At 65.1% G+C, this 14741-nt stretch carries 12 protein-coding genes; 7 read left to right on the top strand and 5 right to left on the bottom strand.

The genetic code is table 11. The features are described from left to right. The first annotated feature begins 36 nt into the window (after nt 1-36). Nucleotides 37-1305, top strand: a complete 1269-nt coding sequence (locus ASE83_RS16790; protein WP_055793101.1) for an MFS transporter — start codon at nt 37-39, stop codon at nt 1303-1305. 31 nt (nt 1306-1336) lie between these two features. Here the strand turns inward: ASE83_RS16790 and ASE83_RS16785 are convergent, their stop codons facing one another. From ASE83_RS16785 to ASE83_RS16770, 4 genes are all read right to left on the bottom strand, one after another. Then, nucleotides 1337-4033: a TonB-dependent receptor gene (locus ASE83_RS16785; RefSeq protein ID WP_055899503.1), complete on the bottom strand. Its 2697-nt coding sequence runs from the start codon at nt 4031-4033 to the stop codon at nt 1337-1339. 707 nt (nt 4034-4740) lie between these two features. Beyond that, nucleotides 4741-4926, bottom strand: a complete 186-nt coding sequence (locus ASE83_RS16780) for a hypothetical protein (RefSeq protein WP_055793094.1) — start codon at nt 4924-4926, stop codon at nt 4741-4743. 163 nt (nt 4927-5089) lie between these two features. Further along, nucleotides 5090-6166 (bottom strand): ABC transporter ATP-binding protein, encoded by a 1077-nt coding sequence (locus ASE83_RS16775; RefSeq protein WP_055793091.1) that lies wholly within the window; start codon nt 6164-6166, stop codon nt 5090-5092. After that, nucleotides 6163-7239, bottom strand: coding sequence for a LacI family DNA-binding transcriptional regulator (locus ASE83_RS16770; protein ID WP_055793088.1), 1077 nt, complete (start codon nt 7237-7239; stop codon nt 6163-6165). The genes ASE83_RS16775 and ASE83_RS16770 overlap by 4 nt, the downstream gene beginning before the upstream one ends. A gap of 135 nt (nt 7240-7374) precedes the next feature. Here ASE83_RS16770 and ASE83_RS16765 point away from each other — a divergent pair, with 135 nt between their 5' ends. The 6 genes from ASE83_RS16765 to ASE83_RS16740 are packed head-to-tail and all read left to right on the top strand — an operon-like array spanning nt 7375 to nt 13763. After that, on the top strand, nt 7375-8658 hold the full coding sequence (locus ASE83_RS16765; RefSeq protein ID WP_055793085.1) for a hypothetical protein: 1284 nt from the start codon (nt 7375-7377) through the stop codon (nt 8656-8658). Next, entirely contained in the window at nt 8655-9938 is a 1284-nt protein-coding gene (locus tag ASE83_RS16760; protein ID WP_055793081.1) for an ABC transporter substrate-binding protein, read from the top strand. Before ASE83_RS16765 ends, ASE83_RS16760 begins: the two co-directional genes overlap by 4 nt. Further along, complete coding sequence (locus ASE83_RS16755; RefSeq protein WP_055793078.1) at nt 9935-10816, top strand: carbohydrate ABC transporter permease; 882 nt, start codon at nt 9935-9937, stop codon at nt 10814-10816. The genes ASE83_RS16760 and ASE83_RS16755 overlap by 4 nt, the downstream gene beginning before the upstream one ends. Continuing rightward, nucleotides 10813-11661 (top strand): carbohydrate ABC transporter permease, encoded by an 849-nt coding sequence (locus tag ASE83_RS16750; protein WP_082443094.1) that lies wholly within the window; start codon nt 10813-10815, stop codon nt 11659-11661. Before ASE83_RS16755 ends, ASE83_RS16750 begins: the two co-directional genes overlap by 4 nt. Before the next feature lie 30 nt (nt 11662-11691). Continuing rightward, the gene (locus tag ASE83_RS16745) at nt 11692-12750 is read left to right on the top strand and encodes a glycoside hydrolase family 130 protein (protein ID WP_055793075.1); all 1059 of its coding nucleotides are present in this window, start codon (nt 11692-11694) and stop codon (nt 12748-12750) included. Nucleotides 12751-12770: 20 nt separating this feature from the next. Beyond that, nucleotides 12771-13763 carry a DUF1861 family protein gene (locus ASE83_RS16740; RefSeq protein WP_082443093.1) on the top strand — a complete coding sequence of 331 codons (993 nt, stop codon included), beginning with the start codon at nt 12771-12773 and terminating at the stop codon, nt 13761-13763. Between the two features lie 48 nt (nt 13764-13811). Here the strand turns inward: ASE83_RS16740 and ASE83_RS16735 are convergent, their stop codons facing one another. Then, on the bottom strand, nt 13812-14375 hold the full coding sequence (locus ASE83_RS16735) for a TetR/AcrR family transcriptional regulator (RefSeq protein ID WP_235513029.1): 564 nt from the start codon (nt 14373-14375) through the stop codon (nt 13812-13814). Nucleotides 14376-14741 lie beyond the last annotated feature (366 nt).

Raw genomic sequence — 14741 nt, 5'->3', positions numbered from 1 at the left:
AATAAATGAAATCGCAGGGCGCTAGGCCGTGACGTCATGTCGCCTTCCCCCGCCCCCACCCCGTCGTCGCTGCCGACGAAGATCGGCTACAGCATCGGCAATTTCGGCAAGAGCGTGGTGTGGACCAGCTTCGACAATTTCATGTTGTTCTATCTGGTCACGATCGCCGGCCTCCCGCCGATGATCGCCGGGGGGCTGCTGGCGGCGGCGATGCTGTGGGACGGGTTGTTCGATCTGGGCATCGCGTTGTGGGCGGACGCGCATGGCGGCGGCGACCGGCTCGGGCGACTGATCGTCATGGGCGCGCCGATCTGTGCGATCGGGTTCTGGCTGGTGTTCACGCTGGATCGGCCGATGGCGATCGCGGCGGCGATCCTGCTGTGTCGCATCGGCTATTCGCTGTGCGATGTCGGCCATAACACGCTGCTGGTGCGGGTCGCGCGGACGCCGGCCGATGCGACGTCGGTATCGGGCTATCGCCTGATCTTCAGCGCGTGCGGCGCAGGCCTCGTCGCGCTGGCATCGACCTGGAGTCTGGCGCCGGCCAACGCGGCCGCACGGCAGGACGCCTTTGCCACCGGCGCGCTGGTCGGCGGTGCGCTCTATACCGCGACGCTCGCCACCGCGCTGGTCGCGACGCGGCATCTGGGCGGGCGGCCCACCCCGCCGCTACGGCAGTCGCCGAAGGGCCGGCTGCGTGCCCTGTGGCAGCACGACCCGTTTCGCCGCACGCTGCTGGTAATCGCGGTGCAGGCGGGGCTGGTGCCGCTGTTCCTGCGCACCCTCCCCTTTTTCGGGCAGGCGGTGCATCACGATGCTGGCTGGGCGGGACCGGCACTGGCGACGATCACGCTCGGCCAGTCGCTGTCGCTGCCCGGATGGATGGCGCTGTCCCGCCGCCTGCCGCCGGTCGCCATCGCCCGGATCGGCTATGGAGTGGCGATCGTCGCAATGGTCGGGCTGATGATCGGATCGCGCAGCATCGGCGGCACCTTGCTGCTCCTGCTGCTCGGCGCTGCGCTGGCCGCGATGAACATCGCGATCTGGGCGATGCTGACGCTGGCGGTACAGCGCCCGGCCGGCGGAGAGGTTTCGACCGAAGCGACCCCGGTCGGCTTCTTCCTCGCCGTTCTGAAGGGCGCTGCGGCCGCGGGTAACCTGATCTCGGCAACCATCGTCACCATGACGGTCACGCCCGTCGCCGATACCGCCGACCAGTCGCTGCTGGCCGGTACCGTCCTGCTGCTGCCGGTCGGCGGATGCCTGCTCGCGCTGCTGTTCCTTCGGCGCCGATCGGTAGGGTAAGGGCCGGTCGCAGGACCAGCCCCGCCAGCCTTCAGAAGTTCAGCCGCACGCCCATCGCATAGCGGGGGCCATAGGTTTCGAACGCGATCACCCGCTCCTTGTACACCGAATAGAGCAACGTCTTTTCGTTGAACAGGTTGAGGCCCTGCGCGAACAACGTCACCTTGTCGTTCACCGCATAGTTGATGCTCGCGTCCCAGATACCATAGGCATCGACATTGACCGGTTGTCCGCGATTGCCCTGCTGCGTCTGTTCATAGGCGTTGCGGTAATTGTACGCGATACGCGCCTGGAGCGGCCCCTTTTCATAAAAGGCGACGGCATTATACGTCGTCGCATCGGGATCGACGAAGCTGAGGTTCGCCTGCACGCCGAAGCCATCCAGGGGCGCGGGCAGCCCGGTAAAGGTGTACTGCCCCGAAAACTCGATGCCGCGATAGCTGCGGCTGCCGATATTCTCCGGCCGGGTCCGCCGGAAATCGAGGCCGAGGACCTGGATCGTCGTCGTCGTCGATTCCGACAGGTTGTCGAGGTCCTTGGCGAACAACGCGACACTCAGGAAGCTGGACCGGTCGAGATACCAGGTCAGCGCCGCGTCGTAGTTCCACCCGATCATCGGCTCCAGACCCGGATTGCCATCGGTGATCGCCCGCTCGCGCGGGCGGGGATTGATGTTGCGGATGAGCAGCAGGTCGCTGAGCGTCGCGCGGGTCAGCGTCTTGGCGACCGCCGCCTGGAACACGACGTCCTCGAACACGTCCAGCTTGAAGTTGGCGCTGGGCAGCAACTGGCTGTACGATCCCTTCTCGGTGATCGGCTGCGGATTCGACAGGTTCACGATCGGATCGCCGCCGCCGGCCGGCGTGGTGATGCCGAGGATTTCTTGCCCCACGCCGCGCGACGTCACGTCGGTCCGGGTATAGCGCAGGCCGATATTGCCGCTCCAGCGCCGCGACCCGAAATCGCCACCGAACGACGCCTCGACAAAGCCGCCGATGGTCCGTTCCTGCGCCGACCCGCTATTGCCCGGTACCGGGATCACGCCGAAGCCGCCGCCATTCGCCGCCAGCGCCGCGCGCGCCGCCGCCGGATTGGCCAGCTGGTTGATCGCCGCATCGCTCAACAGATATCTGGCAAGGTCCGCCGCCGAATAGGTCGGATAGGCGCTGTCGAACATGCCGGTGCCGAGGAAGTTCGTCGCATCCGCCGTGCCGGTGAACACGCTCGACGGGATCGAAACCCCCGCCCCGCAATACAGGCATTGCAGCGCGTCGGGCGTCTTGAACGAAAAGCGCGACTTCTTGCGGTCCGAATAATTCACGCCGCCCGAAATCCGCCGGACGATGCCGGTGTCGACATTCCATTTCAGGTTCGAATTGACCTGATAGATCTCGTCCTCGACGCTGACACCTTCATAGGTCAGGAACCCGGCCTTCGCGTTCGACGTGTCGAGGATATTGCCCAGCCCCGTATAGACCGGCATCCCCGTGGGGCCGATGGCGAACTTCACGCCCGCCGGCGAATAGCCGGGCGTGGCGAGGTTGCTTTCGAACCATGCCTGGTTGCCGCCGGTATCGTCCTTCGCCTTCGACCACGAGAAATCGAGCGTGCCGGTCAACCGGTCGGACGGCGTCCATGCGAGGTTCGCGCCGGCCTGATAGGTTGTGGCAAGGCGCGGGCGAATCTGGTTGGTGAACATCGGTCCCGACGCGATGCCGGTATAGCTGGTGACGGTGTTGTTCTGGTCGACCGTCGCGGCGGTCACGTCGCCGGGGCCGCCATAGACGAAGAACACCTTGTTATCGTCGTTCACGTCCAGCTTCGAATACAGCCCGTCGAGCGTCAGCAGCAGCGTGTCGCTGGCCCGCCACTGCGCGGTCAGCAGGCCGGACATGCGCTTGCGGTTGGTGCTGTTGGTGCCCCATTCGACGTAGGTCGGGATCGACACGCCGCGAAACTCCGGCGTGCCGTCCTTGTTCAGATCGAGATTCTGGTTCGCTTCCCACCCGTCGGTGAAGATGCGCCGCCCCTCGATCTTGCGGTCGATATAGGAAAAGGCACCGAGAATACCGAAATCGCCGTCGCCGAACGTCTTGCTCAGCAGGCCGGAGAACTGCGGCGAGAATTGCCCGCGCAGCTTGTCGTAATTGGCCTGTGCCGACAGCGCGACCTTGCCCTCTTTGAAATCGAACGGCCGCGCGGTGTACATGTCGACCGTGGCAGCGATCCCGCCCTCGATCATCGATGCGGTCGGCGTCTTCGACACGTCGACCCGGTTGATGAGTTCGGCGGGCAGGATGTCGAAGCTGAACTCGCGCCCCTGATTCTCGGTCGCGAGGATGCGGCCATTGTACAGCGCGGTGCTGAACGCCGGCCCGAGGCCGCGGACGGTGATGAACTGCCCCTCGCCATTGTCGCGCGAAATGGTGACGCCCGGAATACGCTGGATCGCCTCGGCGATGTTCTGGTCGGGCAGCTTGCCGATGTCGTCGGCGACGATCGAATCGACGATGTTATCGGCGTTGCGCTTGATGTCGACGGCGCGGCGCAGACTTTCGCGCAGGCCGGTGACGATGATTTCGCCATCGTCGGTCGCGGTCGCCGCATCCTGCACCGCGCCGTCCGGGGCGGTTGGCGGCGGGGTCTGCGCCAGTACGGGCGTCGTGGCGATCAGAATCATGGCCGTGCCGGCCAGGCTGAACAAGCGGAACCGCGTTACGGATGACATGCCGTGTCCTCTCCCTATCGCTTCCGGTGGGTCGTGGCCGTTCATGCGGTCATCGCTGCGGAAGTTAATGATAGGTTTAACGATCAACCAAGCGGGCGACAAGCCATGATGTGCGCTAACGTACCGTGGATGTTGGCGGTTCATGCGGCCCCATCGTCACGTGGCGGCTAGGCGGGTTTCGCTTCGCCGGTGCTGCGGAATGGGGTGCTGTCGGGGAAACGTCAGGTAACACAGCACAAAAAGCCGGCGAGCCATCAATTCTGACGGAACAGTCTGCCCTACGTTTCCAGATCCGGCTATACTGCTGCAAGTCTTCCGGTAGGGTGATCGCTGTCAGGGCCGATCGTCATTCAGCTATTCCCTGTGCCGTTCCTGATCGACGCCTCCAGCCCCTTCGTCACCCGGACGTGTTCCGGGGTCCACCAAGCCGCAATCGCGGTCGATAGAGGCTCATACCGCATTGATTGCCGCGTCGTGGACCCCGGAACAAGTCCGGGGTGACGAAATAGAATGTGAATATCGATCGGCCCTACGATCGTTCGACATTCAGATGATGACGTGCCGAAAGCAGTGGTTTTGTGCGACCAGGAGCGCAGCGTACTATCGGTACGTGAGCACCCGAAGCGCACGAAACCGACGTTTGCAGGCCGTCAGGGCTGAATGTCGATCGGCTCTGACAAGCACTCCGCGCCCGGACGGCTACCGCGTCAGATCAGCTGCCACAGCGCATAGCCGGTCAGCAGCACGGTGGCCGCCACCGACATGCCCAGCAGGACATAGCCGATATAGTTCATGATCGGCGGGTTCGGTCGTTGCGCGCGCTGGTTATGCGATGCCGCCGACAGCACGAAGCTGGCCAACAACCCATAGGTGAACACCGCCGTCTCAACCATCGCTCGCTCAATCCCGTGCAGCCCATGCGGGTCGCCCCCCGGCTACCCGCTTCGGTCGCTAACATCATAGACCGGGATGCCTAGCAACTGGTTAAGCCGGAACCGATCGTGCAGTCGAGGCGTTTTGGCGTGTTTTGTCTTCAGGATAGCCGGGGCCTGCGGTTCAATCCACCGCCTGCCCCGCGGCGTCGAACACCAACATCCGCACCGGATCGGCATGGAGCGTGATCGCGCCATCGATCGCATGATGTCCGTCCAGCTTCGCGCGAAACGCATCGCCCGATGCAAGCTGGCCGTACAGATAAGTCGAATGACCCAGCGCCTCGACCGCCTCGACCGTCATCGGCAACGCGATGGCGTCGCCGCCGCGATCCAATCGGACGTGCTCGGGCCGCAGCCCCAGCGTCACCCGCTCGCCGATCGCCAATGCCGCCCCCCGTGCCGACGCGACCCGCACGCCACCAGCCATTTCGAACAGGGTCGACGTTCCGTCCCGGCCAGCGACCACCGCGTCGAATAGGTTGATGCGCGGGCTGCCGATAAAGCCGGCCGTGAATATATTGGCGGGACGATCATAGACCTCCAGCGGCGTACCGACCTGCGCGACCCGCCCCTTGTCCAGAATGACCAGACGGTCGGCCAGCGTCATCGCCTCCACCTGATCGTGCGTCACATAGATCATCGTCGCGCCCAGCCGCCGGTGGAGCGCCGCCAGTTCATGCCGCATCCGCACGCGCAGGTCGGCGTCAAGGTTGGACAGCGGCTCGTCGAACAGGAACAGCTCCGGATTGCGCACGATCGCGCGGCCGATCGCCACCCGTTGCCGCTGTCCGCCCGACAGCTGGTGCGGCATCCGGTCGAGCAGCGCATCCAGTTCGAGGACCTGCGCGGCATGGGCGACCTGTTCGGCGATCGACGCCTTTGCCACCCGCATATTCCTGAGGCCAAAGCTCAAATTCTCGCGCACGGTCATATGCGGATAGAGCGCGTAGGACTGGAACACCATCGCGACGCCCCGGTCGGACGCTGGCACACGGGTCACGTCGCGCCCGCCGATGCGGATGCGGCCGCCGCTGACCGTCTCCAGCCCGGCGATCATCCGCAGCACGGTCGACTTGCCGCAGCCCGACGACCCGACCAGCACCACGAACTCGCCGGCACGCACGTCCAGGTCGATGCCACGGATGGTATCGACCCCGTCATAGGATTTGGTCAGCCCCTCCAACTGCAATGCGGTCATTCGGATTCCAGCTCCCATGCGGCGGCGCTGCTGTCGCCGCCGACGAATTCGGCGGAGATACGGATCGGCGATCCCGCCTTGCCCGGTTCCCGCAGCAACGCCTCCGCCGCGCGCCGACCCTTTTCGAACGCATTCTGACGCACCGTGGTCAGCCTTGTCCCCTCTGGCGGGCGGCCGGGCGGGTCGATTCCGTCATAGCCGGTCACCGACATGCGGCGCGGCACCGACAGGCCCAGCGCCTGGCACCGCGCCATGACGCCGTAGGCGAGCCGGTCGGAGAAGCAGACCATCGCGGTCAGGTCGTGCTGACGCCGCAGCAACCGGTCAACCGCGCGTGCGCCGCCTTCCTCGTCATTGGGTGTCTCGCATACCAGGATGCTCTCGACCGGCACGCCCGCCGCATCGAAGGCATCGCGGCATCCCAGCACGCGCTCATGCACGACATGATTCTCGTCCGATACGTCGCGGTCGAGCGCGAAGAGTTCGCCATGGTCCTGCGACCAGGGAAAAGTGACGATGCCGATATTGCGGTGGCCAAGGCCGATCAGATGCGCAACGACGCTGCGCATCATCTCGCGGTCGTTGGTCAGGACGCTGGGCAGTTCGGGCGCATCGAAATCGACCACCACCGTCGGCAGCCCGCGTGCCAGCGCCTTGCGGATCGTCGGATGGCTCCTGTAGGGCGCGTTCAGGATGTAGCCGTCGACGATCGCGGTCAGATTGTCCAATCGTTCCGGATGCTTGTCCTTCAGCGGGATGAGGACGATATTGGCGCCCTCCTCCTCGCACACCGACGATATGCCGCGCAGGAACGCGATGTCGTGGGCGTCGGTAAAGGCGTAGCTCAGCTGGTCGTTGAACAGCACCCCGATCGCGCCGCACCGCCCGGTACGCAGCGACCGCGCGGCCGGATTCGGCCCTTCATAATGCACCTCGGCGGCATGGGCGAGGATACGGTCGCGCAGGTCCTTCGACACCTTGGCCGGGTTGTTATAGGCGTTGGACACCGACGTATGCGTCACGCCCAGATCGGTCGCGATCGATTTCAGCGTGGCGCGTTTCGCGCGGGCCATGGCATCCTCTCCGGGTGGTTGCTCCACCATCATCGCCTGACTACCCCGCCGGGTTGACAGCCGCAACCGCCAAAGTTTAACGATAAACCTGCAACCCGGCAAACGGGGGCGATCGAGAGGAGCGACCCGCACCCCATGGCCCGCACGGCAAAGACCCCGCGCACCCGCTCCGCCCTGTTGCTGGCGCTTGCCCTGATCGGCTCGCCGACGCCTGCCCTCGCGCGCCCGCAAAGCGGCGTGGCGGCAACCGAAAAAACAGCGTTGCGCCGCAACCTGGCGCATTTCGACCATCTCTATGCCGAACGCGATTTGGGCGGCGAACGGGTCGGCATCCTGCATATCTACAGCGAGGCGCCCGACTATCGCTTCGCCATCGAACCGCGCGAGGGATATACCTGCGTCGACGACGTGGCGCGCGGCATTGTCCTGCTGGCCGCGACCCCGCGCCCCGATGCGCACCGCCGTCGCCAGATCGAGATGCTGACCCGCTTCGTCCTGCACATGCAGGCCGATAACGGCTATTTTCACAACTTCCTGTGGGGCGATGGCCGGATCAACCGCGACTATCGCACCTCGCTGGCCGAGCTGAACTGGTGGTCGCTCCGCGCGCTATGGGGACTGGAGGCCGCCCTGCCCCACCTGTCGCCCGACACCGCGAAGCGCGCCCGCGCGGCAACGGACCGACTGGTGGCGAACCTCAAACGCGATCTGCCCGTTTCGGCGAACGGCACCGTCCGGGTCGCGAACCTGATCGTGCCCACCTGGCTCCCGCTCGAATCCGGCGCCGATGCCGGATCGACCGCGCTGCTCGGATTGGTCCCGCATTACGCCCGCACCCGCGACCCGGCGACCGCCAAGCTGATCGGGCGGATCGGCGATGGCCTCGTCATGATGCAGGTGGGCGACGCGAAACGCTTCCCCCACGGCGTGCATCTGAGCTGGCGCAACCAGTGGCACGCATGGGGCAACGCGCAGGCCTATGCGCTGCTGCGCGCCGGCAAGCTGTTGAACCGCCGCGACTTCATCGACAGCGCCTTGCTCGAAGTCGATCATTTCTACCCTTATCTGCTGCGCACCGAGATGCGGTCGTCCTTCACGCTGGAGAACATGATCGACGGGTTCGCCACGCCCGAACACCAGCGTTTCCCGCAGATCGCCTATGGCCTCGCCCCGATGATCCTCGCCGCGACCGAAGCCTATCGCCAGACCGGTCAGCCGCGCCATCGCACCACCGCACAGGCGCTCGGCCGCTGGTTCGCCGGCACCAACGATACGCGCCGCCCGGTCTATGATCCCGCGACCGGACGGACCTATGACGGCATCGTCGGCCCGGGCAGGATCAACCCGAACGCTGGCGCGGAATCGACCATCGAGGGGCTGTTCGCCCTTACCGCGCTGGCGGGAACCCCGCTGCCATGACCACCCGGCGCGAAGCCCTGTTGCTGGCGCTGGGCGGGGCGGCGTTGCTCGCCGGCTGCGGGCGGCAACAGGCGGAGCGGCGCACCGACCGCATCCTGCTGTGGATCGCACCCAACGCGGCGGAGGAGAGTTTCTGGAAGATCGCCGTCACCCGGTGGAACGCCGCGCGCCTCGGCCTGCCGGTGCAGTTCACCACCATTCCCACCGCCGGCAATTCGGAAGACACCGTGCTGTCGGCGCTGGTCGCCGGCACCGAACCCGATCTGTGCACCAACGTCTTTTCCGGGTTCGCGGTACAGCTCGCTGCGCTGGGGCAGGTCGCCGATCTGGCGACGATGCCGGGCTATGACGCGCTGGTCGACCGGCGGCATATGCGATCGATCATGGCCGGCTGGACGCAGGGCGCACAAGTCGCCGCGCTGCCGATTTATTCCAGCCCGACGCTGTTGTGGTGGCGCGCCGACCTGCTCGAACAGCACGGCCTCGGCGAACCACCGGCGACCTATGACGATGTCTATCGCTTCTGCGAACGCTATGCGGTGCGCCAGTCGCGCTACGGGATGCAGGTCGTCGCCGGGCGTGCGTGGCAGGATCGCTGGTTCGATTTCATCTCCTATTATTACGCCGCATCCGGGGGCCAGCCCTATCTGGCCGGCGCCCACGCGCTCTATGACAATGCGGCCGGACGGCAGGCAGCTGGCTTCATCGACCATATGTACCGGCAGGGCTGGACCGCGCTCGACTTCGATGCTGAGGAACCGCTGGTATCCGGATTGGCGGCCGGCGCGGTGCGCGGCCCATGGGATGTCGAACGGTTCGCGAACATCTATCCCGACACGCTTACGCGGATCGCGGTCGGCCCGATGATCGCGCCGGCCGTGGGAAGCACGCCCGCCTCGACTTTTTCCGACAGCAAGGGCGCGGTGATCTTTCGCAGCAGCCGCGTCCAGCGTGAAGCATTCGCCTTCCTTGCGTGGGTGGTGGGCGAAGAGGCGCTGAACCTGTTGTGGCTCCAGCGCACCGGTCTGTCCCCGGCGCGCGACGATCTGCTGACCAACCCCGCCTTCGCCGATTATTATCGCGGCAACGCGATCGCGCGGGCCTATGCCGGCAACGTCGCGACCGCGCGGCCGCCGGCGCTGTCGGAACATACCATCGATATTCAAAAGATCATGAGCGCGCGCCTCGTCGAACCGCTGATGCTGGGAACGACAAGCCCCGCCCCCGCGCTGGCCGATGCGGCGGCGCGGACGGACCGGATGCTGGAGGTGGCGGCATGAGGACACGCGAACCCCTTTCACGAGAAGCGGTGGTCGGGCTGTCGCTCGCCGGCGCCTATCTGCTCTTCACCGCGATCTTCTGGGCCTATCCGTTCTTCTGGCTGGCGAAGCTGTCGGTCACCCAGTGGCGCTTCTTCGACGAGCCGGTCTTCACCGGCACACGCAACCTGCTGATGACGCTACAGGACCCGCAATTCCTGCAGGCGCTGTGGAACGTGGTGCGTTTCCTTGGGCTTTACCTGCCGATCGCGTTCGGGGGCGCGCTGATCGTCGCGTTCGGGTTGCAGCATGTCGGGCGGGGCAAGGGGTTCGTCGCCCTGTGTTTCCTGCTGTCGAACGTGTCGTCCGGGGTCGCGCTGTCGCTGGTGTTCGCGAAGGTGTTCAGTTCGACCGGACCGTTCAACACGATGCTGTTCGACACGTTCGGCGTGCGGGTGCCGTGGACCAACGATCCGACGCTGGCGATGCTCGCCATCGCGCTGGTCGTGGCGTGGAAGTTCGTCGGCTATTACGGCCTGATCCTCTATTCCGGGCTGCTGGCGATCCCGAAGGAAATCTACGACGCCGCGCGGCTCGACCATGCCGGGCCGTGGAAACGGCTGACCCGCATCACGCTGCCGATGATGAACCCGCAGTTGATGATGGTGCTGACCTTTGCGATCCTCGTGTCGTTCGGGCTGTTCACCGAACCCTTCATCATCACCGGCGGCGGCCCTGCGGACAGCACCGCCACGCCGCAGATGATGATCTACGAAACCGCGTTCCGCCGCCTGCAACCCAGCCACGCCGCGATGATGAGCATCGTCGTCTCCCTCGTCACCTATGCGCTGGTGCAGCTTGCCCGGCGGTTGTTCGAACGAAAGGTCGTGCTGGCATGACCCGCCTGAAGTCCCTGTTCGCCCGGCGCAGCCCCGGTGGCTGGATCGCGACCATCGCCATCTATGCGCTGGCGCTGACCTGGCTCTACCCGTTCGCATGGATGGTCGCCGCGTCGCTGAAACCCGCCGCGCAGATCTACAATACCGGCCTGTTCGAAGGCGACTTCACCCTCGGCAATTTCGCCTTCCTGCTGGCGACGGCGGACAAGCTCGACCGCCCGTTCGTCGGAGCGCTGGGCGTATCGGCGCTGGTGACGCTGACCGTCACGGCATCGGTGCTGCTCACTTCCGGCTTCATCGCCTTTGCGCTCGCCCGGATGCGGTTTCCGGGGCGCAAGCTCTTCGGCGACTTCCTGCTGTTGCAGATGGTCATCCCGACCAGCATGTTCATCCTGCCCCTGTTCGTCCTCATCAAGGAAATGGGCCTGCTCAACAGCCTGTGGGCGCTGATTCTACCGTCGATGATGTCGGGCTGGGGCATCTACATGATGTCGCAGTCGTTCCGGACGATGCCGGAGGAATATTTCGACGCCGCCCGGCTCGACCGCGCCAGCCTGTGGCAGACGGTGACGAAGATAGTCGTCCCCCTGAACAAGTCGATCATCGCCATCGTCGCGCTGTTCACCTTCACCGGCACCTGGGACAATTTTCTGTGGCCGCTGATCGCGATTTCCGACACCGACCGGATGCCGCTGTCGGTGCTGCTGGCGACGTTCAGCAAGCAATATGGCGGCTATGCCGGGCCGGTGATGGCCGGCGCGGTGCTACAGACGCTGCCGCTGGTGCTGCTGTTCATCCTGTTCCGCCGCCATTTCCTGCAGGGCATGTCGCTTTCGCTGAAGTGACCGCCGCCGATCCGAAAAGGAACTCTCTCCATGCTTCAGCGCAGCCCGCGCAATCCTATCGTCGCGCCCGAACAGGTCCGGCCCAGCCGCCCGGGCTGGCGGATCGACGGCACCTTCAACGCCGGTGTCGCGGCCAATGGCGGCGACACGATCCTGCTGATCCGCGTCGCCGAAAGTGTCATCGGTGACGATGACGAGACGGTCCATGTACCGCTGCTCGAAGAGGTCGATGGCGAATGGCGCTGCACGACCCGCAGCTTCCGTCGCGACGATCCCGCCTATGACTTTTCCGACCCGCGCATGGTGCGGTCGCGCGCCGACCCGCGCAACGTGTTCCTGACCTCGCTGTCGCATCTGCGCATCGCGCGCAGCCATGACGGAGCGACGTTCACGGTCGACGATGCCCCGTTCCTGTTCCCGGCGAACCGCAGCGAACGCTTCGGGTGCGAGGATGCCCGGATCACGCCGATCGATGGCCGGTTCTACATCAACTATACCGCCGTGTCAGACCTCGGCATCGCCACCGCGCTGGCGGTGACCGACGATTTTACCGCCGTCGAGCGCCTCGGCATCATCCATGCCCCCGACAATCGCGATGTGTGCCTCTTTCCCCGGAGAATCGGTGGCTATTACTGGTGCCTGCATCGCCCCGCCCCGCTGCATCTCGGCACGCCCGAAATCTGGATCGCGAAGTCGCCCGACCTGCTCCACTGGGGCGACCACCATCACCTTGCCGGGCGCAGCGGCGACGGGTGGGAGGCGATGAAGATCGGCGGCGGCGCGCAGATGATCGAGACCGATCGCGGGTGGCTGCAAATCTATCACGGTGTCGATGCGGAGCAGCGCTACAGCCTCGGCGCGCTGCTGCTGGACCGGAACGACCCGCGTATCGTCGTTTCGCGTCTGGCGCAGCCGCTGGCCGAGCCGGTCGAACCCTATGAAGTCACCGGCTTCTTCGATCAGGTCATGTTCAGTTGCGGCGCACTGATCCATGGCGACGAACTGCGCGTCTATTACGGCGCCGCCGATCGGGTGATGGCGCTGGGCACGGTGTCGCTCGCCACCCTCTGGCGCGCGATGGGCGTCTGATGCACGGAACAGGAGGATTTATGGACCCGAACGGCATCCCCCGCGTCCGCACCCGCTACGAAGCCTTTGCCGGCGCCGCCCCCTCCGGGCGGACCGGACGCCTGGTCTTCGCCGGGGTCGACGGCCTCGACGTCTACAACATCTCGGCCCCGTTCCGCTCCGCTGGACGGACCGTGATCGCCGGCCGGGTGGAACGGCGCGACAGCGAACATTCGACGGCGATCTTCTTCGAAGAGGTCGACGGCATCTGGCACCCGATCGACGGTGCCCCCCGCTTCGACCTGCAGGACCCGTTCGTCACCTTTATCGCGGGAGAGCTGGTGTTCGGCGGAGTCGAGGTCCGCTTCGGCGACGGTCTGCCCGAATGGTGGACCGTGTTCTATCGCGGCCGCGACATCTTCGCGCTGGAACGTTTCTTCGCCGGCCCGCTGGGCATGAAGGACATTCGACTGTGCGAACTGGCTGACGGACGCGTCGCGGTGTTCACCCGCCCGCGCGGCGCAAAGGGCGGGCGCGGTACGATCGGCTATACCGAGGTGCGGTCACTGGACGCGCTGACGATCGAGGCGATCGACGCGGCGCCCATGCTCGCCGATATGTTCCACCCGCTCGACTGGGGCGGCGTCAACGAGGCGCATCTGCTCGCGAATGGCGAGGTCGGGTTGATCGCCCATGCCGCCTATTTCGAAGACGATACGATGTACAGCGCACGCCATTATTACGCGATCGCCTTCGTCTTCGACCCCGCCGAACATCGCTGGCGCGACCTGAAAATTATTGCCGGTCGCAGCCAATTCGCCCCAGGAGCAACCAAACGCCCCGATCTGGTCGATGTGGTGTTTTCGTCCGGCATCGAACAGCGCGACACCGTCACACGGCTCTACGCCGGGACGTCGGATGCGGAGGCGCATTGGGTGGAGATAGCCTATCCGTACGACGTACCGCTTGCCGCAGGCGTGGCCGATCCGGAGAGTGCTCCCTTGTTCGGATTGCAAGCAGTCCCGCCGGGATAATTACGACACCGGTCGGCCGGCACCTCCGGGCGTGCCGGCGGCAATCGATCATGTCGCATAGCGCGCAGCCGCGGCGGTCAGAGATTCTCGCACACGGGCCAACGCCATCTCGACCGGTTCCTTCTCCCCCATCAGAGCGAACGAACCGGCAATGTCGAACATGCAATGCCCATGCACCGTCGCCACCAGCGACCTCGCGAGCGACGGAACCTGCGGCGCGGCAGCGGCGGGAAGCGCGGCGGCGACTTCGTCCATCACGATCCGCGTCAATTCACCACGCAGCCGGTCCTGATCCTCGGGCATGGCAAGGTCCGGCGGCAGGTGGTGATCGTAAATGGCCAGCCATAGCTTGCGATGGCTGCGTGCAAAGGCGAAATAGCTCTCAACCAAGCAACGGATGCGATCGTCACCGCCCTTGTCGAGCGCGGCTCGCAGGTCGCCGGTCCACAGTTGGAACGTGCGCGTATTGATCGCCAAGAGAAACCGATCGTAACTGCCGAACACATTGTACAGGGTGCCGATCGAATACCCGATCCGCTTCGCGACTTCCCGCGCGGAAAAGCGGGCGAAACCCACTTCAGCCATGTGCTTGTGGCCCTCGACCACTAGCATCTGTTCGATTTCTGACCGCGTATGATCCGATCGTCGTCCCATTACGACACTCTAGCGAGCCGGCAGTATTCGTCGAAGCAATTTATGTGTGGATTTTACATGTGCAACGCAGACCGTATTCCACGCGTGGAGGAGCAACCGTTAGATTTAAGGCTGTTCGCTAAGAAGCATCCATCTGCGACGACAAGTGGTGCGCTCTGCCCGTCTGAACCAAGGCGACACCCAACACGCTTACCGCTGTAGCGGGGGCTTGAGCGTTTCGTTTGCCCCAACGCCCCTAGCCCCATCTCTTTGGAGACGGGGCCTGGGGCGTTAGTGAAAGGGTTGGTTGCGGGGACAGGATTTGAACCTGTGACCTTCAGGTTA

This window comes from Sphingomonas sp. Leaf32, from assembly GCF_001421765.1.
Taxonomy (GTDB): domain Bacteria; phylum Pseudomonadota; class Alphaproteobacteria; order Sphingomonadales; family Sphingomonadaceae; genus Sphingomonas.
Note: the sequence above shows the minus strand (reverse complement) of the source record. Positions and strands in the feature narration are given on the sequence as shown.